This is a genomic window from Neomegalonema perideroedes DSM 15528 (assembly GCF_000374145.1).
Taxonomy (GTDB): Bacteria; Pseudomonadota; Alphaproteobacteria; order Rhodobacterales; family Rhodobacteraceae; genus Neomegalonema; species Neomegalonema perideroedes.
Genome location: NZ_KB893653.1, coordinates 1,446,825 through 1,465,880 on the forward strand (window position 1 = coordinate 1,446,825; position 19,056 = coordinate 1,465,880).

The 19,056-nt window shown below is 67.0% G+C and carries 16 protein-coding genes; 5 read left to right on the plus strand and 11 right to left on the minus strand.

Annotated elements, in window-relative coordinates:
* Positions 1-19 precede the first annotated feature (19 nt).
* Together glgA and glgC are read right to left on the minus strand one after the other, a co-directional pair.
* A complete protein-coding gene (gene glgA, locus B161_RS0106740; protein WP_018632604.1) occupies positions 20-1,480 on the minus strand; it encodes a glycogen synthase GlgA in 1,461 nt (486 codons plus the stop codon).
* 14 nt (positions 1,481-1,494) lie between these two features.
* Positions 1,495-2,772, minus strand: a complete 1,278-nt coding sequence (gene glgC / locus B161_RS0106745; RefSeq protein ID WP_018632605.1) for a glucose-1-phosphate adenylyltransferase — start codon at positions 2,770-2,772, stop codon at positions 1,495-1,497.
* 326 nt (positions 2,773-3,098) lie between these two features.
* Here glgC and B161_RS0106755 point away from each other — a divergent pair, with 326 nt between their 5' ends.
* The 3 genes from B161_RS0106755 (at position 3,099) to B161_RS0106770 (ending at position 7,709) form a co-directional block, all read left to right on the plus strand.
* Positions 3,099-4,625: an ATP-binding protein gene (locus B161_RS0106755; RefSeq protein ID WP_083922898.1), complete on the plus strand. Its 1,527-nt coding sequence runs from the start codon at positions 3,099-3,101 to the stop codon at positions 4,623-4,625.
* Between the two features lie 30 nt (positions 4,626-4,655).
* On the plus strand, positions 4,656-5,930 hold the full coding sequence (locus B161_RS0106760) for an ATP-binding response regulator (RefSeq protein ID WP_018632608.1): 1,275 nt from the start codon (positions 4,656-4,658) through the stop codon (positions 5,928-5,930).
* A 360-nt stretch (positions 5,931-6,290) separates the two neighbouring features.
* Positions 6,291-7,709, plus strand: coding sequence for an MFS transporter (locus tag B161_RS0106770; RefSeq protein WP_018632610.1), 1,419 nt, complete (start codon positions 6,291-6,293; stop codon positions 7,707-7,709).
* 98 nt (positions 7,710-7,807) lie between these two features.
* Here B161_RS0106770 and B161_RS0106775 read toward each other — a convergent pair whose 3' ends face one another.
* The 7 genes from B161_RS0106775 to B161_RS0106805 all read right to left on the minus strand — a co-directional run bounded on the left by B161_RS0106775 (position 7,808) and on the right by B161_RS0106805 (position 13,611).
* Positions 7,808-8,059, minus strand: a complete 252-nt coding sequence (locus tag B161_RS0106775) for a ribbon-helix-helix domain-containing protein (protein WP_018632611.1) — start codon at positions 8,057-8,059, stop codon at positions 7,808-7,810.
* Positions 8,056-9,006 carry a CPBP family intramembrane glutamic endopeptidase gene (locus B161_RS0106780; RefSeq protein WP_026310254.1) on the minus strand — a complete coding sequence of 317 codons (951 nt, stop codon included), beginning with the start codon at positions 9,004-9,006 and terminating at the stop codon, positions 8,056-8,058. Before B161_RS0106780 ends, B161_RS0106775 begins: the two co-directional genes overlap by 4 nt.
* Positions 9,007-9,140: 134 nt before the next feature.
* Positions 9,141-10,043, minus strand: coding sequence for an electron transfer flavoprotein subunit alpha/FixB family protein (locus B161_RS0106785; RefSeq protein WP_018632612.1), 903 nt, complete (start codon positions 10,041-10,043; stop codon positions 9,141-9,143).
* A 1-nt stretch (position 10,044) separates the two neighbouring features.
* Entirely contained in the window at positions 10,045-10,806 is a 762-nt protein-coding gene (locus tag B161_RS0106790; RefSeq protein ID WP_018632613.1) for an electron transfer flavoprotein subunit beta/FixA family protein, read from the minus strand.
* 106 nt (positions 10,807-10,912) lie between these two features.
* Positions 10,913-12,394, minus strand: coding sequence for an Asp-tRNA(Asn)/Glu-tRNA(Gln) amidotransferase subunit GatA (gene gatA / locus B161_RS0106795; protein WP_018632614.1), 1,482 nt, complete (start codon positions 12,392-12,394; stop codon positions 10,913-10,915).
* Between the two features lie 5 nt (positions 12,395-12,399).
* Positions 12,400-12,687: an Asp-tRNA(Asn)/Glu-tRNA(Gln) amidotransferase subunit GatC gene (gene gatC / locus B161_RS0106800; protein WP_018632615.1), complete on the minus strand. Its 288-nt coding sequence runs from the start codon at positions 12,685-12,687 to the stop codon at positions 12,400-12,402.
* 96 nt (positions 12,688-12,783) lie between these two features.
* The gene (locus B161_RS0106805) at positions 12,784-13,611 is read right to left on the minus strand and encodes a sulfite exporter TauE/SafE family protein (RefSeq protein WP_018632616.1); all 828 of its coding nucleotides are present in this window, start codon (positions 13,609-13,611) and stop codon (positions 12,784-12,786) included.
* Positions 13,612-14,037: 426 nt separating this feature from the next.
* Here B161_RS0106805 and B161_RS0106810 point away from each other — a divergent pair, with 426 nt between their 5' ends.
* Complete coding sequence (locus B161_RS0106810) at positions 14,038-15,033, plus strand: serine protease (protein WP_018632617.1); 996 nt, start codon at positions 14,038-14,040, stop codon at positions 15,031-15,033.
* On the opposite strand, the gene B161_RS0106815 is transcribed toward B161_RS0106810, so the two are convergent.
* Complete coding sequence (locus B161_RS0106815; RefSeq protein ID WP_018632618.1) at positions 15,034-15,558, minus strand: low molecular weight protein-tyrosine-phosphatase; 525 nt, start codon at positions 15,556-15,558, stop codon at positions 15,034-15,036.
* 5 nt (positions 15,559-15,563) lie between these two features.
* A complete protein-coding gene (pepN, locus tag B161_RS0106820) occupies positions 15,564-18,224 on the minus strand; it encodes an aminopeptidase N (RefSeq protein WP_018632619.1) in 2,661 nt (886 codons plus the stop codon).
* A gap of 171 nt (positions 18,225-18,395) precedes the next feature.
* Here pepN and B161_RS0106825 point away from each other — a divergent pair, with 171 nt between their 5' ends.
* Complete coding sequence (locus B161_RS0106825) at positions 18,396-18,797, plus strand: DoxX family protein (RefSeq protein WP_018632621.1); 402 nt, start codon at positions 18,396-18,398, stop codon at positions 18,795-18,797.
* Positions 18,798-19,056: the final 259 nt, after the last annotated feature.

Sequence of the window (19,056 nt, forward strand, 5' to 3'; positions counted from 1 at the left end):
AATCCCCCCCGAGCCTTGGTCATCCGCCGCGCAAGCCTCCTTGAGCGAGCCGCGCGTAATGCGCGGCGTAGATGGGCGCCGAATCCGTCCAGCCCACCGGATGCCCCATGGCCCGACGCACCGTCTGCGTCCAAAGCTCCGGCCGGGCGTAGAGGTCGCAGGCGCGGCCTATCGCGAGGGACAGAGCCTCCATGGAGTTCGGATCATGGGTGAAGCCCGTGGCGGCGCCCGCCCGCAAGGCGGCGTCGTTGGCGTCGATGACGGTGTCCGAGAGGCCGCCCGTGCGGGCCACCACCGGCAGAGTCCCATAGCGCAGGCCGTAAAGCTGGGTCAGGCCGCAGGGCTCGAAGCGCGAGGGCGCGAGCACCGCCTCGCCGCCGCCGAAGAGCCGATGCGAAAGATCCTCGTCATAGCCGATCCGCACCGCGACCCGCCCCGGATGGCGCTCTGCGAGGTCGCGGAAGGCGCGCTCCAATTCGCTCTCGCCCGAGCCGAGCAAGGCCAGCCTGCCGCCCCGGCCCAAAAGCCGCGGCATGGCCCCGAGCAGCAGATCGAAGCCCTTTTGCCAGGTCAGGCGGCTGACCACCACGAAGAGCGGCCCGCCCGTCTCTTGCTCAAGGCCGAGTTCGGCGCAGAGCGCCCGCGTGGCGGCGGCCTTGCCCTTGAGCTTGCGGAGGGAATAGGGCTCCGGGAGGCGCGGATCCGTCTCGGGATTCCATTCCTCCAGATCCACGCCGTTGAGGATGCCGAAGAGATCGGCCTCGCGGCTGCGGATCAGGCCCTCCATGCCCATGCCGAATTCCGGCGTGGTGAGTTCGCGCGCATAGGCCGGGCTGACGGTCATGACCGCGTCGGCGTGGACGATCCCCGCCTTGAGGAAGCTCAGGCGACCGTAATATTCAAGGTCGTCGGGGGTGAAGCGGGCCTCCGGCAGGCCGATGCGGGGCAGGATCTCGCGGTCGAAGATCCCCTGAAAGGCGATGTTGTGGATCGAGATCGCCGTCGCCGGACGCGGGCGTCCGTCGAAATCGAGATAGGCCAGCGCGAGGGCGCCTTGCCAGTCATGGGCGTGGACGACCTCGGGCCGCCAGCCGTCCGAGAGCGCGCCGAAGCCGATCTCCGCCGCCGCCTTGCCGAGCGCCGCGAAGCGCAGGGCGTTGTCCGGCCAGTCGCGGCCGTCCGGTCCGGCGTAGATCCCGCCCTGACGCGCGAAGAGGCCCGGGGCGTCGAGGAGCAGCAGATCCAGCCCCTTCGCCTTGCCGCCGAGGATGCGCGCCGCCTCGCCATGAAGCGCGCCGCTCCAGAGGACCGTCGCCCCCGTCAATTGCTCCGCGAGTCCCGGATAGGCGGGCATGAGGAGGCGCGTCTCGACGCCCAGAGGCTTGAGCGCCTTGGGCAAGGCCCCGGCCACGTCGGCGAGGCCGCCGGTCTTCGCGAGCGGCGCCGCCTCCGAGACGACGAAAAGGACTTTCCGGCTCATGAGCGCCTCCCCGTTCATGAGCGCCCCCGGGTCCAGCGGTCGACCATGCCCTGCGTGACGAGGCAGACGCCGGAATCGGTGCGCCGCCACCAGCGGGCGTCCTCCTCGGCGTCCTCTCCGACCACGAGCCCCTCGGGGATCTGCACGCCGCGGTCGATCACCACGTCGCGCAGCCGCGCATAGCGCCCGACGGTCACGTCGGGCAGAGCCACCACGCCCTCCATCCGCGCCCAGCTATGGACGTGGCAGCGCGTGAAGAGCAGCGAATTGCGCACCTGTCCGCCCGAGATGATGCAGCCGCCCGAGACCAGCGAGCTGATGGCTTCTCCGCGCCGCCCGCCCGGCTCGTCATGGACGAATTTCGCCGGAGGCGTGATCTCGGTGTGGGTCCAGATCGGCCAGTCGCGATGATAGAGATCCAGCTCCGGCTCAATGGAGGTGAGGTCGATGTTGGCGCGCCAGAAGGCGTCCACCGTGCCGACGTCGCGCCAATAGGGCTCCTTCTCGGAGCCGCTCATGATGCAGGATTCGGCGAAGCGATGCGCCACCGCCTTGCCTCCCGCCACGAGGGCCGGGATGAGATCCTTGCCGAAATCATGGCTGGAGTTCGCGTCTTCGGCGTCCTTGAGCAGCAGATCGCGCAGGAAGGGCCATGAGAAGACGTAGATGCCCATGCTGGCCAGAGAAACCTCGGGATTCTCCGGGGTGCCGGGGGGATCGGCGGGCTTCTCGACGAAATCGAGGATGCGGCCCGCGTCGTCGACCTTCATCACGCCGAAGCCGACGGCCTCCATGCGCGGCACTTCGAGGCAGCCGATGGTGACGTCGGCCTCGGTGCTCACATGCTGCTCCAGCATGATCTCGTAGTCCATTTTATAAATATGGTCGCCAGCGAGGATCACGAGGTAGAGCGGCGCGTAGGAATCGATGATGTCGATGTTCTGCGTCACGGCGTCGGCGGTGCCCGCATACCATTTCTCCTCGGAGACGCGCTGCGAGGCGGGCAGGATGTCCACGAATTCGTTGCGGCCCGAGACGAAGCCGCTCCAGCCGCGCTGAATATGCCGGATGAGGCTATGGGCCTTATATTGGGTCGCCACGCCGATGCGGCGGATGCCCGAATTCACCGCGTTGGAGAGCGCGAAATCCACAATGCGGCTTTTGCCGCCGAAATAGACGGCGGGTTTGGCGCGGTTGTCGGTCAGCTCCTTGAGGCGGCTGCCCCGTCCGCCGGCCAGCACGTAGGCCATCGAATGTTGCGCCAGTCTGCGGCGCGGCGCGTCGAGTTGCATGGGCATCCTCCCTGATCGCCCGCGCCTCGCCTGGGTCGGCTTCGGCGCGAAACGCGGGCTGAAGACGCGGCCGAGGCGCGCTTCGCTTGTTCCAAAGCGTTATGAGCTTCCGCACAATCGGGCGCCGCGCGAACGGCGTCAATGGGATTGTCGAAGCGGTTTGAGGCGGAAGGGCCGCGAATTCCCTCCCGGAAAACCCGGAAAGGGGGAAGCGGGCCCGACCGGAACCCTTGCTTTACGCTTTGAGCCTATGCCTGAAGCCGGAGACGGAGCGAGGACGCTTCTCCGCGCGCCCGCCGTCCAGCGGGCCAGCCCGCCGGACGACGATGAAGAAGACGAAACGCCGATCTTCTTTCCGCACGAAGATCCTCGGGGTGGCCATGCTCGCCAGCCTTCTGGCGGTGCTGTCCGCGACGGCGGCCATGAGCGTGCGCGACTACATCTCGCAGAATCTGAGCTTTCGCGACCATCACAACCGCCTCGCCCAGAGTCTGGCCCTGACGGCGGCGGTCGGCATGGCCGCCCGTCCCGACGCCCAGATGCACGAGGCCTTCGCCATGATGGCCCGCGCGCCGGGCGTGGACAGCGTCAAGCTGGCGGCGCCGGACGGGACGATCCTCTCCAGCTTCGTGCGCAATCCCGACGGCCTGAACGAAAAGCCGAGCGTGTTGTTCTATGCGCCGGTGATCTCGCCTGAAGGCCGGGTTCTGGGCTCGGTGCGGCTGATGGCGCGGCGCGTCCAGCCGATGACCCTGTTGCAGAATCATCTGATCGTGGCGGGGATCATCCTGACTCTGGCGAGCGGGCTGTCCTATCTGGCGGCCCTGCGGCTCTGGCCGACGGTGGGCGAGCCGCTGCGTGAATTGCGCCGGGCCATGCGGCGGCTGGCGGAGACGAAGGATTACTCCAGTCGGCTGGACCGCTCGCCGGACGGAGAAGTGGACGATCTGATTCAGGCCTTCAACGCCATGATCGCCGAAATCGAGCGGCGCGACCTCGCTTATGACGCGGCCATCGGCGAACTGGCCTCCGCCCGCGACGCCGCCAATCGCGCCAATCGCGCCAAGACGCAATTCCTCGCGGTGATGAGCCATGAGCTGCGCACGCCTCTGAACGCGGTGATCGGCTACGCCGAGCTCATCAAGGAGGAGCTGCGCCACGGCGCCGATCCCCATGAGCTGATCCCCGACGCCGACCGCATCCGCAGTTCGGCGCAGGGCCTGCTGGAGATGATCAACGGCATCCTCGACATGACCACCGCCGAGGGCGGCCGCATGCGGGTCAACTGGTCGCCGGTGGACGCCGGAGATCTCGCGCGCGACGTGACCGAAACCCTCGCGCCTCTGGCCGCCCGCAAGGGCAATCTTATGACCGTCGAGATTCTGGAGCAGCCGAAAGGCTTCGTCACCGACGAGCAGCGCCTGCGCCAGTGCCTCGTGAATCTGCTCGGCAACGCGGCGAAATTCACCGAACAGGGCGAGGTCGGGCTGCGGATCTCCATGCGCTACGTCCCCGGGGCCGCGCCGCGCGTGATCTTCGAGGTGGGCGACACCGGGCCGGGCATGTCGCAGCAGCAGGTGGAGAGCCTTTTTCAGCCCTTCGCCCAGCTCGACAGCTCCAGCGCCCGCAAGCATGAGGGCGCCGGGCTGGGGCTCGCCATCAGCCGCAAGCTCGCGCGGCTGCTCGGCGGAGACATCCATGTGCGCAGCGTCGTGGGGGTGGGCAGCGTCTTCTCGATAGACCTGCCCCTCGCGCCCCCGGGATACGCCGCCGCCTCGCGCGAAGAGCCCGAAGCCGCCGCTCCCGCGCGGAGTTCGGGCTTCGGGCCGGGAGAAGTCGAAGATGCGGCCTGATCCGCGCCATCTCCAGCCGCCGAGGGCTTCATGACGGCTTTCTCTCCCCAAGCCTCCAATCAGCCGGCGAGGCTGCTGGTGGTGGACGATTCCTTCGAAAGCCGCGACATGCTCGCCCGGCGCCTGCGCCGACGCGGCTACGCCGTGGCGGAAGCCGCCTCCGGCGCCGACGCTCTGGCGCTCATCGAGCGCTCGCCGCCGGACGTGGCGCTCTTCGATTATATGATGCCCGAGATGAGCGGGCTGGACGCTTTGAAGATCATCCGCCGCTCCTGGGGGCGTTCGGATCTGCCGGTGATCATGGTCACGGCGCGGGCCGATCAGGAAAGCATCGTCGAGACGCTGAACGCGGGCGCCAACGACTACGTGGCCAAGCCCGTCGAGGTGATGGTGGCGGTGGCCCGCATCGAGGCCCAGCTGGAGCGCCGTCGGGCGGCTTTGGCTCTGCGGAGCATGAACGCCCATCTTGAGGCCCTCGTCGCCGAACGCACCGCGGCGCTCAGCGCGGTCAACGCCGAATTGCGCCGCGAGATCGCCGCCCGGACTCTGGCGGAGCAGGCCCTCCGCGAGGCCAAGGCCCTCGCGGAGGAGGGCAGCGCCGCCAAGACGCGCTTCCTCGCCAATATGAGCCATGAGCTGCGCACGCCTCTGAACGCGGTGATCGGCTTCGCGGAATTGCTCTCGGACCAATCCCCGACCGACAGCCCTCAGGGCGAATATTCCGAGGCCATTCTGGAGAGCGGCCGTCAGCTTCTGGGCCTGATCAACAGCGTGATCCACTTCGTGCGGGTGGATTCGGGCGCCGATCCTCTGCATGAGGTCGAGACGAGCCTTGGCGATTTCCTGACCGACATGGCCCGCGCCGCGACTCCTTCGGCGATGCGGGCGGGCGTGGAGATCCGCACCCATCTGGCCGAGGGCCTGCCGCGGGCGCGGGTGGACGTGCGGCTGCTGGCGGAGGCTCTGGGCAAGCTGATCGACAATGCGGTGAAGTTCACGCCTCCGGGCGGCGAGGTGCGCCTCTGGGTGGGCTACGCCCGCGAGGGCGTGGAGATCCGGGTGGAGGACGACGGCCCCGGCGTGGATCCGGCTCTGGCGGAGCAGATGATGAAGCCCTTTTCGCTCGGGGATGAAAGCTACGCCCGGGCGCATGGGGGGCTCGGGCTTGGTCTGCCGACGGCTCTGCGGGTGATGGAGCGCCACGGCGGACGCCTGATCGTCGAGCGCCGCGAGGGCGGCGGCGGAGTGGCGCGGGCGATTCTGCCGATGGACCGGCTCAGCCCCTCGACCGAAAGCGCCGCCTGAGAGTTGTGGTTTCGGATCTTGAGGCGCTGAAAACTCCGCCGCCGGAGTTTTCGCGCCTGACGGAGTCGCAGGCGCTGATTCTCTCCTGCGCCTCCGTGAGCGACCTGACGCCTCTGGCCGGGCTGAGGGAGTTAAAAGAACTCAACCTTCCCGCCTCCGCGACCTGTGGCCTCGCGCCTCTGGAGCCGCTGGCCGCGCGAGGGCTCAGGATCGGAAGACGCGAACAACCCCATCCGCGGCTTTCGCGTCACATCGGGCGCCATATGGGGGGCGGCGGGCGGCGGGCGGGCCTCGACGCGCTGCGGAGAAAGGCGCATAGGGGGCGGCCTGTCCCTCCCCACTCGCCGGACCTCCTGAATCATGTTGATTCCGCTCATCATCGCCTGCGCGCTCTTCATGGAGAATCTCGATTCCGCCGTGCTCTCGACGGCCCTTCCGGCCATCTCGCAGGATCTCGGCGTCGATCCCATCGCGCTCAAACTGGCCTTCACGAGCTATCTGCTCTCCATCGCGGTCTTCACGCCGATCTCCGGATGGTGCGCCGACCGCTACGGCTCCCGCACCGTCTTCCGCACCGCCATCGTGATCTTCACGGCGGGCTCTGCGCTTTGCGGCTTCGCCAGCTCGCTGGAGGGCTTCATCGGCGCGCGCGTGGTGCAGGGGCTCGGCGGGGCGATGATGGTGCCGGTGGGGCGTCTGGTGCTGCTGCGCTCGGTGGAGCGCAAGGATTACGTCCGGGCGCTCTCATGGCTGACCATTCCGGGGCTGCTCGGGCCGGTGATGGGCGCGCCGCTCGGCGGATTCATCACCACCTATTTCGAATGGCGCTGGATCTTCTGGATCAACATTCCGATTGGAATCCTCGGCTTCGTTCTGGCCACGATCTTCATCCAGAATTTCCGCGAGGAGAACCCGCCGCCCCTCGACGGGACGGGCTTTCTGCTTTCGGCGCTCGGCATGACGGGGCTGGTCTTCGGCGTGGCGGTGAGCGGCGTCGGGATGCTGGCGGGCTGGATCGAGATGCTGATCATCTTCGGCGGCGCCGGATTCCTCGCGCTTTACGCGCGCCACGCCTTCCGCACGCCGCATCCTCTGGTGAATCTGCGGATTCTCAACGTCCAGACCTATCGCGTGAGCGTCACGGCGGGGTCGGTCTTTCGTCTGGCCATCGGAGGCTGGCCTTTCCTTCTGCCGCTGATGCTGCAGCTCGGTTTCGGCAAGACGCCCATGGAGAGCGGCCTTCTGACCATGGCCGGAGCGGCGGGCGCGCTCTCGATGAAATTCGCGGCGCCGCCTTTGCTGCGCCGTTACGGCTTTCGGCGGGTGCTGACGGTCAACGTCTTCCTGACGGCGATTTCTCTGGGCCTCTACGGCGCGATGAGCGTCGAGACTCCCGCCTTTCTGATCTTCGGCCTGATCTTCGCGGGCGGCTTTCTGCGCTCGCTGCAGTTCACGGCCTTCAACGCCATGGCCTACGCCGATCTGCCGAATAATCTGATGAGTCAGGGCACCAGCCTCTCCAGCGTGATGCAGCAGGTCTCCATCGCCTGCGGCGTGACGCTCGCGGCGCTGCTGCTGGAGACGAGCCGCGGCCTCGACGGGCGGACGGAGCTTGCGGTGTCGGATTTCTCCTTCGCCTTTGTGGTTTTGGCGGGGCTGGCGCTGCTCTGCGCGCCGATCCTGCTGCGTCTGCCGCCTTCGGCGGGCGAGAACGTGTCCGGGCATCAGGAGAATCCGCGCAACGCCAAGCTGCCCCATCTGCGCGAGCCGCCGCATTAGAGCGTTTTCCAGCGAAACCGATCAGGTTTCGCGTCGCGAAAGCGCGACAGAATAAAGAGTTGGAGCGTTTGAACGACCCGATTAGGTCGGAAAACGCGCTAAGAGGAGGCTTCGCCGATCTCGCCCTTCAGCGCCGCCCTGAGCGCCCGCACCCGAATGGCCGAAGAGAGATTGAGCTCTCCCTCTTTCAGGCGCTCGGCGTCGATGCGGGCGGCCATTTCGCCCAGACTCACGCCCTCGGCGGCGGCGAGCGCCCGGAAGGCCGCCCAGAAAGGCGCCTCCAGAGTCACGCTGGTGCGGTGCCCCCGGATGCTCAGGGAATGTTTGACCAGCTTCAGGCCGCCGCTCACGCCTTGAGTCCGATCCAGCGCCCGAAAGGCAGATGCGGAGTCGTGAAGGCCCAGAAACAAGAGGCGAGATAAAGCGCCATCGTGACCATCAGGCTCAGGGGCGGCAGTCCGGAGGAGGAGAGCGCCGCATCCGGCGAGACGTCGCCGCCCGACAGGAAGAGCAGCAGAAAGACGATGTAGTTGTTCATCGCGTGAAAGCCGACGGCGCCTGAAATCCCGCCTTCGGCGCGGGTCATGGCCAGAGTGATCGCGCCCATGCCCGCCGCGAACAGAATCTGGACCCAGACCATGCCGGCCTCCGTCTGAGAGCTCACGCTGGTGATGTGGAGCCCCGCGAAGAGGAGCAGCGGCAGGCTCGACCAGAGCCCGACCCAAGGCCGCCAGCGCGCCGCGAGAATTTGCGTCATATGCCCGCGAAAGAGCATCTCCTCCGCGCCGGATTGCAGGATCGCCATCGGAAAAAGCAGAACGGCGAACCAGAGAAGCCCGTCCGGCGGGCCGCCCGCCTGCGCCGGAGCGGCGCCCGTCGCCATCGCCGCCGCGAGATGTCCGGAGGCGAACAGATAGGCCCAGAGCAGAGGAAGGAAACCGATCCGCCCGAGCACGGCGCACAGGACTCCGCCCCAGAAGGGCCGCCATTCGAATTGGCGGCTCCAGCCCCAGATCGTCGAGGGCGTCAGGCCGTGCAGCCAGAAGCGCAGGGCGAAGACGCCGATCCAGATCCCCGCGAAGGAGAGCAGCAGAATCGTCGTGCTGGCGAAGCTGGAGAATTGTTCGAAGCCGCCGGGGCCTGCGCCCATCGCCAGCAACAGGGCGATGGTCAGCAGCATCTGACAGGTCAAGGCCGCGGCCAGCGACAGGATCACGCTGAGGCCGATCCTCCATCCGCCCCCCAGACGCGCCGCGCGGGCCTGATCCAGCCAGATGTCGAAACGGTCGCGCGCCATGGGCGGGCCTCCTGCGTTCAGGGCGGACCGCCTCGGGCGCGCGAAAACGCGCGGCCCGTGCAGGGCCGCGCGCCTTGTCGGTCCGCGTCTTATACTGAAGCTCGCTCCGCCTGAAAAGAGGCGGAGCCCAAGGCTCAGCCCAGAGCCTTCTCCAGCTTGGGCGCGATGTCGAAAAGGTCGCCCACAAGGCCGTAATCGGCGATCTGGAAGATGGGGGCCTCCTCATCCTTATTGATCGCGACGATGACCTTGCTGTCCTTCATGCCCGCCAGATGCTGGATCGCGCCGGAGATGCCCAGAGCCACGTAAAGCTGCGGCGCGACCACCTTGCCGGTCTGGCCGACCTGCTGGTCGTTGGGGGCGTATCCGGAATCCACCGCCGCGCGCGAGGCGCCCACCGCCGCGCCCAGCTTGTCGGCGAGGCTCTCGATGATGGCGAAGTTCTCCTTGGAGCCGACGCCGCGTCCGCCCGAGACGACGATCTTCGCCGCCGTCAGTTCGGGACGCTCGCTCTTGACCGTCTCGTCCGAGATCCATTCCGAGCCGCCGCCCGAAGCCGCGGCCGAAGCCGCCTCGCTCGGCGCGGAGCCGGTCGCGGGGGCGGGATCGAAGGCGGCCGTGCGGAAGGTCACGATCTTGATCTTGTCGGAGCTTTTCACGGTCTGGATCGCCGCGCCCGCATAGATCGGGCGCTCGAAGGTTTCGGCGTCCACCACGCCGATGGCGTCGGAGACGATCATCACGTCGAGCAGCCCCGCCGCGCGGGCGAGGATGTTCTTGCCGTTGGAGGTGGCGGCGGCCACGATATGCGTGTAGCCCGGCGCCAGAGCCGCCAGCAGAGCCGCCAGAGGCTCGGCGAGGCCATGCGCGTCTCCGGGGGCGGTCAGAACCTTGGCGACGCCCTGAAGCTTGGCGGCCTCGGCGGCCTCGCCCTGTCCGGCGACGAGGACATGGACCTCGCCTCCGAGCTTCTGGGCGGCGGTCACGGCCTTGGCGGTCGCGTCGAGCTGCGCGTCGGCGAGCAGAAGAACGGCCATGTCAGAGCACCTTCGCTTCGGTCTTGAGCTTCGCCACCAGCTCCTCGACGGAGCCGACCTTGATTCCGGCCTTGCGCGCGGGCGGCTCGGAGACCTTCACCACCGTCAGACGCGGCGCCACGTCCACGCCGAGATCGGCGGCGGTCTTGACGTCGAGCGGCTTTTTCTTGGCCTTCATGATGTTGGGAAGGCTGGCGTAACGCGGTTCGTTGAGGCGCAGATCCGTGGTGACCACGGCGGGCAGGGCCACCTTGATCGTCTGGAGTCCGCCGTCGACTTCGCGGGTGACCTTGGCCGCGCCGTCCTCAAGCTCCAGCTTGGAGGCGAAGGTGGCCTGAGGCCAGCCGAGCATCGCCGCGAGCATTTGTCCGGTGGCGTTGCTGTCGTTGTCGATGGCCTGCTTGCCCATGATGATCAGATCGGGCTTTTCGGCCTCGATGATCGCCTTGAGGATCTTGGCCACGGCCAGAGGCTCGACGTCCTCGTCGACGCTGGCGGCCGCCTGCACGAGGATCGCGCGGTCGGCGCCCATGGCGAGCGCCGTGCGGAGCGTCTCTTGCGCTTTATCCACGCCGATGGAGACGGCGATGATCTCCGTGGCCTTTCCGGCCTCCTTCAGACGCACCGCCTCCTCGACGGCGATTTCGTCGAAAGGATTCATCGACATCTTGACGTTGGCCAGATCCACGCCCGAGCCGTCGGCTTTCACGCGCGCCTTGACGTTATAGTCGATCACCCGTTTCACGGGCGTCAGAATCTTCATGACGGAGCCTCCCAATCGCAAGATTGCGTCTTGTCCCTTGCGCCTGTCACTAAGACGCGAGGCGCCGGGCGTCAATATCGACGCTGCGGCGCCCTGAAATCGAAGCTCACCACCAGCGGGCGGGCTTGGCCGAGAATTCCGAATCCCGCTCCAGAACCTCGGCGAGGGCCAGAAGGCCGGATTCGTCGAAAGGCCGCCCGATGAGCTGAAGCCCGAGCGGCGTGCCCTGCTGCGCCAGCCCGGCGGGCAGGCTGACGGCGGGCAATCCGGCGAGGTTCACCGGAACGGTGAAGACGTCCTCCAGATACATCGCCACCGGATCATTGGTCTTCTCGCCGAGCCCGAAGGCGGGCGAGGGGGTGGTGGGGGTCAGGATGGCGTCGACCTGTTTGAAGGCCTCGTCGAAATCGCGCTTGATGAGCGCGCGGACCTTCTGAGCGCGCAGATAATAGGCGTCGTAGAAGCCCGCCGAAAGGGCGTAGGCGCCGATCATCACGCGGCGGCGGACTTCGCGGCCGAAGCCCTCGGCGCGGGTCTTCTCATAGAGATCGGCGATTCCGTCGCCCTGCGCGAGCTTGGCCCGACGGCCATAGCGCACGCCGTCGTAGCGGGCGAGATTCGAAGAGGCCTCGGCGGGCGCCACGATGTAATAGGCCGCGAGGGCGTATTTCGTATGCGGCAGAGAAACCTCGACCAGCTCCGCCCCGGCCTCGCGCAATTTCAGCGCGCCATGGTCCCAGAGGCTCTGGACCTCGCCGGACAACCCGTCGACGCGATATTCCTTCGGGATTCCGATCCGCTTGCCCCGGATCGAACCGCCCAGAGCGGCCTCGTAATCGGGCACCGAGATCTCGGCGCTGGTGGAGTCCTTGGGATCGAAGCCCGCGAAGGCCTTCAGGAAGATCGCCGCGTCGCGGACGGTCTTGGTCATCGGCCCGGCCTGATCCAGCGAGGAGGCGAAGGCCACCACGCCCCAGCGCGAGACGCGCCCATAGGTCGGCTTGAGGCCCACGATGCCGGTCAGGGCGGCGGGCTGACGAATGGAGCCGCCCGTATCCGTGCCGAGCGCCGCCAGCGCCAGATCCGCCGAAACCGCCGCCGAGGAGCCGCCCGAAGAGCCGCCCGGAGTCAGAGGCTTGGTTTCGCCCTTGCGCCGCCAAGGCGAGATCGCGGGGCCGTAGACGCTGGTCTCATTGGAGCTGCCCATGGCGAATTCGTCCATGTTCAGCTTGCCGAGGAAGACCGCGCCCGCCGCCCGCAGCTTGGCCGTGACGGTGGAGTCGTAGGGCGGGAGGAAGCCTTCGAGAATCCGCGAGGCCGCCTGAGTCGGCACGCCCTCCACGGCGAAGAGATCCTTCACGCCGATGGGCAACCCGCAGAGGTCGGGCGCCTCGCCTTCGGAAAGGCGCGCGTCGGCGGCTTCGGCCATGGCCAGCGCCGATTCCGGCGTCGGATGGACATAGGCGTTGAGCGCCTTGGCCCCGGCGACGGCGGCGTTATGGGCCTCGGTCAGCTCGACGGCGCGGAAATCCTTGCGGCGCAGGCCGTCGCGGGCCTCGGCGAGGGTGAGCTTGGTCAGGTCGGTCATAACGCTCACTCCACCACTTTAGGCACGACGAAGAAGCCCTCGCGGGTTTCCGGGGCGTTCATCAGGATCTTCTCTTGAATATTCCCGTCGGTCACGACATCGGGGCGCTGACGGGCGTCGGCGACGTTGGGGGTGGTGAGCGGCTCGACGCCCTCCACGTCCACCTCGTTGAGCTGTTCGATCCAGGTGAGGATGCCGTTCAGCTCGGCGGCCAGAGGCTCCAGCTCCTCGGTCTTCACGGCGATGCGCGCGAGCTTCGCGGCGCGGCGGACGTCTTCAGCGTCGACGGACATTCAAAGGGTCTCCCAAGGAGGGCTTTTGCGCAGGCTGGGGTCTTTTAAGCCCATCGGGCGGCCTTTTCCAAGCCGCCTTATTCGTCTCGCCCCTGATCAGCCCAGCAAAGCCTTGCGCAGCATGTTCAGCGCGATCAGCCCGAGGAAGATCGCGAAGATCCGCTTGAGCGGCTTGACGTCGAGCTTATGGGCCAGCCGCGCGCCATAGGGCGCCAGAAGCGCCGTCAGAGGCGTGATCAGCAGGAAGGCGGGGATGTTCACATAGCCGAGGCTGTAGGGCGGGCGGTTGGGCTCGCCCCAGCCGGTGAGGATGAAGAGCAGCATCGAGGGCAGGGCGATGATGAAGCCGAAGCCCGAAGCCGTGCCGATGGCCCGATGGATCGCCACGCCGTACAGCGAGAGGATCGCCACCCCGAAGGCGCCGCCGCCGATGCCCATCAGCGCTGAGAGGAAGCCGAGCCCCAAACCCCAAGCCGCCCGGATTCCGCCGGCGGGGGGCGCCTCGCCGAGCCGGGTCTTGGGATTGCCGAGGCCCATTTGCGCGGAGGTCAGCAGAGCCAGCGAGCCGAAGACGATCATCAGCCCGCGCGTGTCGAGGCTCCCCGCGACCAGCCCGCCGAGCGCCGCGCCTCCGGCCACCCAAGGCGCCCAGGCCTTGAGCAATTCCCAATCCACCGCGCCCTTGCCGGAATGCGTCCGCACGGAGCGTTGCGAGGTGAAGACGATGGTCGCCAGAGAGGTGCCCACCGCCACATGCATCAGATGGTCCTGCGGAAAGCCGAGCGCCGAAAACACGTAATAAAAGGCGGGCACCAGAACCGCCCCGCCGCCGATGCCCAGCAGCCCCGCGATCAGCCCTGCGAAGACCCCCACCGCCGCCAGAAGCGCGAACAGCGGCGCCAGAGTCGCAAAATCCATCGTCATTCCCGCATCCCTTCGCAGTTGCGGGAAAAGATTCGGCCCAGCCGCGCGGATTGGCAAGCGAAAACCATAGGCCCTTTCAGGGCTCGGCCCGGAGCCGGTTTTTCGTGCGCCGCAAGACGAAAGGAGGGCCATGACGAGAAGATAAAATTCGAACGAAATGGATCGTGCCGCGTAATATGGCCGTCGTCCTAGAATTCAAGACGAGATTTATAAAATCCGGTGCGAAATTTGGCGGAATTTTGGCGAAGCCATAGGAAGTTCTCGGAAATTAACGGGTTTTCGCGCCGACTTGGGCGTATTCCATAAAATTGGAGCCAAGCATCTATAGTTTTACTTTGAAAAACTTCCGGCGTTTAGTTTCGATTGAGAGTTTCGGCCCAAGCTCCGGATCAAGACCTCGGGGGGAGGTCCCGCAAGGAGGGATCCATGTCGTTCAAGAAGGCTCTGGGCTTGGCCCTTGGCGCGAGCGTGTTGGCGACGAGCGCCGTTCAGGCGCAGTCCGCGCCGCGCTCCAGCCTCACCGGGCTCAACGCCTACGCCTGCGGCGCGCCCAATACGGGCCTGCGCACTCAGGCGGGTTCGTCGGAGGTCGGCCAGCGCTATCGCCGCGACCGTCCCGAGCGCATCGGCGAGCAGCGCGATCCGATGTTTCCCTGGATCGCGAAGCTCAACATCATCCATCGCGAGACCGCCAGCGCCGGGGGCGTCAGCACCGAGATGGTCAATTGCGGCGGCTCGATCATCGACTCGCGCTGGATCCTGACCGCCGCCCATTGCGTGGCGGAAGGCGGCTGGTCGCGCATCGAGATCATCTCCGGCTCGCATGACATCGAAAGCGGCGTGGTCATGCGCACCGCCGTGGACGCCGTCTGCCATGCGGGCGCCAATACGGGCACCCTCGACCATGACGTGGCGCTGATCCGGCTCAACGAGCCGCTGCCGCAGACTCTGGTGGACACCGCCGCGAAGCTGCCGCCGCAAAGCGCCGAAGTGGTGCGCGCGGGAGATCTGGCCCACGCCGCGGGCTGGCGCGTTTCGGGTCCGGTCGATCCGGCCCATACGCTCCGCCGCGCCGAGGTCAAGGTCACCGAGGTCGAGCCGCGCGGCTTCGTCACGGTCTCTTCGGTCAACGGGGCTTTGCGGGGCATCTGCCGCGGCGAGAGCGGCGGCCCGCTGCTCACGCGCAAGAACGGCGTCGCGCTGACCATCGGCGTCTTCTCGGGCGTGGATCCGGGCGGCCGCGACGCGCGCAGCGGCGCTGCGCTCGGCCCCTGCTCCGCGCCGGGCTACAACATGTATTTCACGCCGGTCTCGCGCTATCGCAACTGGATCGACCAAGTCCGCCTGCATTGCGACGCCGATCCCGACAGCTGCCGCGCCCAAGGCCGGTATCAGGCCGCCGCCGAGCGCAGCTTCCCGTAATCATTCAGAGGTCTTGGGGGAGGAGGAGGCGCGGCCCGGACCGATTCTGCGGCGCGCCTCCTCCAGAAGACCGTCGGCCGCCGAAGCGCAGAGGTCGAAGACCTCGGCGAAGCCTTCGGGGCCGCCGTAATAAGGATCCGGGACTTCGCGCGCGACAGAGGAAGCGCCCGGGAGGAAATCCAGAAATAACTTCAGCTCCGCCATCGCGCTCGGCGGAGCCTTTTCTTTGAGGTCGCGCAGATTGGCTGCGTCCATGGCGAGGATCAGGTCGAAATCCTGAAAATCCGCCGCCCGGACCTGACGCGCCCGCAATCCCGAGACGTCCACGCCGCGCCGCAAGGCTTCGGCCTGGCTCCGCCGATCCGGCGGATGGCCGACATGATAGCCCGCCGTCCCCGCCGAATCCGTCTCGACGCGGCCCAGAAGCCCCGCCTCCCGAAGCTTATGGCGAAAGACGCCCTCCGCCGTGGGCGAGCGGCAGATGTTGCCGAGGCAGACGAACAACACCCGAAAAGCCGGAGCCATGGCGCTCACTCCAGAATCTTGCTGAGAATCTCATAGAGATTCTTCGAAGGCTTGCGCTCGGCGCGCAGCATGTCGTTCATGGCGGCGCGGGCTTGAGCCTGACGCGTCTCGTCATAGCGCTGCCAGGTCTCGAAGCCCTTGGCGATGCGGGCGGAGATCTGCGGATTGAGCAGATCCATCCGTCCGATCCAATGGGCCGCGAAGCGATAGCCCGAGCCGTCGGCGGCGTGGAAGCGCCAGTGATTCGCCATGAAGCCGCCGATCAGCGCCCGGAAGCGGTTGGGCGTGCGCCATTCGAAATCCGGATGGCGCGTCAGAGCCTCCATGCGCTCGACGAGATCGGCGCGCGGCGCCAGAGCCTGACGCAGAAACCAATCGTCGAGCAATTGCGGATCCTTGCGCCAGCGCTCATGGAAGCGGGCGAGGGCGGCCTCCGCCTGAGGCGCTCCGGCGGCGACGAGGGCGCTCAGGGCGGCGGCTTCGTCGGTCATATTGGCGGCGGAGTCGAATTGACGGGCGGCGAAATCGCCGTCGAGCGCGGCGAGATAGCCGAGCGCCGCGTTCTTCAGCGCCCGACGTCCCGCGCTGGCGGCGTCGGGGGAATAGGGCTCGGGCGCGCCGAATTCGGCGTAGGCCGCGCGCAGCTCCGGCTCCAAGCGCCGCGCCAGAAGCCGCGCGAGGCGGGTCTTGGCGGCGTGGATGGCCTCGGGATCGGCGGTTTCGCCGCGCTGGGCGGCCTCGGAGGCCATTTCTTCGGCGGGGGGCGTGGCGAGGAGCAGAGCCTTATAAGCGGGCTCCAGCCGCGAATCGGCCAGAGTCGCGCCGAGCGCCCGCGCGTAATCCTCTCCGCCGGTCGGGTCTCCGCCCGCCTGAATCTCGCGAATCAGGCCGCGCAGGGTGGAGCGGGCGAAATCGCGCCCCGCCTCCCAGCGGTTGAAGGGATCGGGATCATGAGTCAGCAGAAAGGCGCGCTCGGAATCCTCGACCTCGCGCTCGACGATGACCGGCGCCGAGAAATCCCGCAGGAAGGAGAGGGTGGGCTTTTCGGCGATCTCCTCAAAGACGAAGACCTGCTCCGGCGCCGTGAGTTCGAGGATCTTCGTCTGAGCCTCGCCCTCGCCGCCGATCTCCAGAGGCGCGCCGTTCGCGCCGAGCAGCCCCACCGCAAGCGGGACATGCAGCGGCTCTTTCTTCGGCTCGCCGGGGGTGGGCGGAACCTGCTGCGCCACGGTCAGCGCATAGCGCCGGGCCTCGGGATCATAGGCTTCGGAGAGCTTCAGGCGCGGCGTTCCGGCCTGAGTCCACCAGCGGAAGAATTGCTGGAGGTCGCGGCCGGACACCTCCTCGAAACAGGCGAGGAACTGCTCCAGCGTGGCGGCCTCGCCGTCATGGCGGCTGAGGTAAAGATCAGTGGCCTTGCGGTAAAGCTCCGGCCCGAGCAGCCGATGGAGCATGCCCACGATCTCGGCGCCTTTCTCATAGACGGTCGCCGTATAGAAGTTGTTGATCTCCAGATAGCTGCGGGGGCGCGGCGGATGGGCCAGAGGTCCGGCGTCTTCGGCGAATTGCCGCCCGCGCAGCGCGATGACGTCGGCGATGCGATGGGCCGCCCGCGAGCGCTGATCCTGCGTGAAGCATTGATCCCGAAAGACGGTCAGGCCCTCTTTCAGCGTGAGCTGGAACCAGTCGCGGCAGGTCACGCGGTCGCCGGTCCAATTGTGGAAATATTCATGCGCCACGATGGATTCGATATTGACGTAAGTCGCGTCCGTGGCGGTCTCGGGGCTGGCGAGGACATATTTCGAATTGAAGATGTTGAGGCCCTTATTCTCCATGGCGCCCATGTTGAAGTCGTCCACGGCGACGATCATGAAGAGCCCGAGATCATATTCGCAGCCATAGGCCTCTTCATCCCATCTCATCGCGCGTTTCAGCGAATCCATGGCGTAGGCGCATCGGTTCTCGTCGCCGGGGCGGACGTAGATCCTGAGGTCCACCGGCTTGCCGGAGGCGGTCGTGAACCGATCCTCATGCGCGATGAGATTCCCCGCCACCAGAGCGAAGAGATAGCTCGGCTTGCGATGGGGATCGCGCCATTCGGCGAAATGGCGGCCTTCCGGCAGATCGCCCCGCGCGAGGGGATCGCCGTTGGAGAGCAGCGCCGGACAAGAGGATTTATCCGCCTCGATCCGCACCTCATAGGCGGCCATGACGTCGGGGCGATCGAGGAAATAAGTGATCTTGCGAAAGCCCTGCGCCTCGCATTGCGTGCAATACATGCCCTTGGACATATAGAGCCCTTCAAGGGCGAGGTTGTCCACAGGCGCGATCTCGGTGACGCATTCCCAGAGGAAGGGCGCATCTTGAGGGACCAGCGCCGCCGGGACGCTCAGGCTCTCCTCGTCGATCCGCAGATTGGCGGCGGGCAGAGGCCGCCCGTCGAGCGAGGCGGCGATCAGCTTGAGGCTTCTTCCGTCGAAGCGCAGATCCTGCGGCGCCTCGACCAAGGCCGCCGGATTGCGCCGCATGGCCAGAGCCGCCGTCACGCGGGTCGCCTGAGGCTCCAGCTCGAAGGTCAGGCGGACCGTGTCGATGAGATAGGGCGGGGGCGCGTAATCGGCGAGCAGGACCGGAGCGGGCGTCGGGGCGGAGTCGTCGGGGCGCATGGCGGCTTCCTCAGCTGGGGGCCTTCGAGCCATAGCGCCCGCCGTCCGGAAAGAAAAGCGCGGGGGCTCCTCCCGGCGCGATCACGAAGCGCGGAGGCGGGATGTTCGGCGGCCGGAGAATCCGATAAGGAGACTCGGATTTCTTGTCCTTGGAAAAACTAAGGTGGCCCTATGAACGATCTCGCCCTGAAGCTCAACGGATTCCGCCCGCAGGTCTTGAGCCTGCTGCGCATCATGGCGGGGCTGCTGTTCCTCGCCCATGGCACGGCCAAGCTGCTCGGCTTTCCCGCGACCGGGATGAGCCCTTCGATCACGTCGATCTATGGGATCGCGGGCGTGATCGAGCTGATCACCGGCGTCTTGCTGACTCTCGGCCTGTTCACGCGCCCGGCGGCCTTCCTCGCTTCGGGCCTCGGCGCGGCCGCCTATTTCATCGGGCATCAGACCCCGGAGAAATTCTTTCCGATTCAGAACGGCGGCGACGCGGCGGTTCTTTATTGCTTCGTCTTTCTCTATTTCGTCTTCGCCGGCCCCGGCCCCTGGAGCGTCGATGCGGCGCGCGGGCGGGAATAAGCCTCGCCCCCTCTGCGGCGAAGCCTGATCTTTCCTTCGCCAAAGCCTTGAATTTTCAGAGCCTCCGCCGCAGAGCCCTTGCGGCGGGGGCGTTTTTTCGACCTCAAGGTTTGACGCGGGCCTCTTGAGAGGTTACATCTCCGTCATCTTTCAGCGCGCCCTACGCCGGGCGTCGCTCTGGAGCCGCCTGCGCCGACGCGCGCAAAGGCGGCTTTGGTTCTCGCCTTCCTTCGTCTTTTCGGAACGGGCGAGGCCGCTT

Bases quoted from the DNA above. Each gene is read 5' to 3' on its own strand.
- B161_RS0106805 (WP_018632616.1), bottom strand. From the start codon at position 13,611: ATGACGATGGATTTTGCGACTCTGGCGCCGCTGTTCGCGCTTCTGGCG.
- B161_RS0106785 (WP_018632612.1), bottom strand. From the start codon at position 10,043: ATGGCCGTTCTTCTGCTCGCCGACGCGCAGCTCGACGCGACCGCCAAG.
- B161_RS0106780 (WP_026310254.1), bottom strand. From the start codon at position 9,006: ATGGCGCGCGACCGTTTCGACATCTGGCTGGATCAGGCCCGCGCGGCG.
- gatA (WP_018632614.1), bottom strand. From the start codon at position 12,394: ATGACCGACCTGACCAAGCTCACCCTCGCCGAGGCCCGCGACGGCCTG.
- B161_RS0106815 (WP_018632618.1), bottom strand. From the start codon at position 15,558: ATGGCTCCGGCTTTTCGGGTGTTGTTCGTCTGCCTCGGCAACATCTGC.
- B161_RS0106825 (WP_018632621.1), top strand. From the start codon at position 18,396: ATGAACGATCTCGCCCTGAAGCTCAACGGATTCCGCCCGCAGGTCTTG.
- glgC (WP_018632605.1), bottom strand. From the start codon at position 2,772: ATGCAACTCGACGCGCCGCGCCGCAGACTGGCGCAACATTCGATGGCC.
- B161_RS0106770 (WP_018632610.1), top strand. From the start codon at position 6,291: ATGTTGATTCCGCTCATCATCGCCTGCGCGCTCTTCATGGAGAATCTC.
- B161_RS0106790 (WP_018632613.1), bottom strand. From the start codon at position 10,806: ATGAAGATTCTGACGCCCGTGAAACGGGTGATCGACTATAACGTCAAG.
- B161_RS0106755 (WP_083922898.1), top strand. From the start codon at position 3,099: ATGAAGAAGACGAAACGCCGATCTTCTTTCCGCACGAAGATCCTCGGG.
- pepN (WP_018632619.1), bottom strand. From the start codon at position 18,224: ATGCGCCCCGACGACTCCGCCCCGACGCCCGCTCCGGTCCTGCTCGCC.
- B161_RS0106810 (WP_018632617.1), top strand. From the start codon at position 14,038: ATGTCGTTCAAGAAGGCTCTGGGCTTGGCCCTTGGCGCGAGCGTGTTG.
- gatC (WP_018632615.1), bottom strand. From the start codon at position 12,687: ATGTCCGTCGACGCTGAAGACGTCCGCCGCGCCGCGAAGCTCGCGCGC.
- glgA (WP_018632604.1), bottom strand. From the start codon at position 1,480: ATGAGCCGGAAAGTCCTTTTCGTCGTCTCGGAGGCGGCGCCGCTCGCG.
- B161_RS0106760 (WP_018632608.1), top strand. From the start codon at position 4,656: ATGACGGCTTTCTCTCCCCAAGCCTCCAATCAGCCGGCGAGGCTGCTG.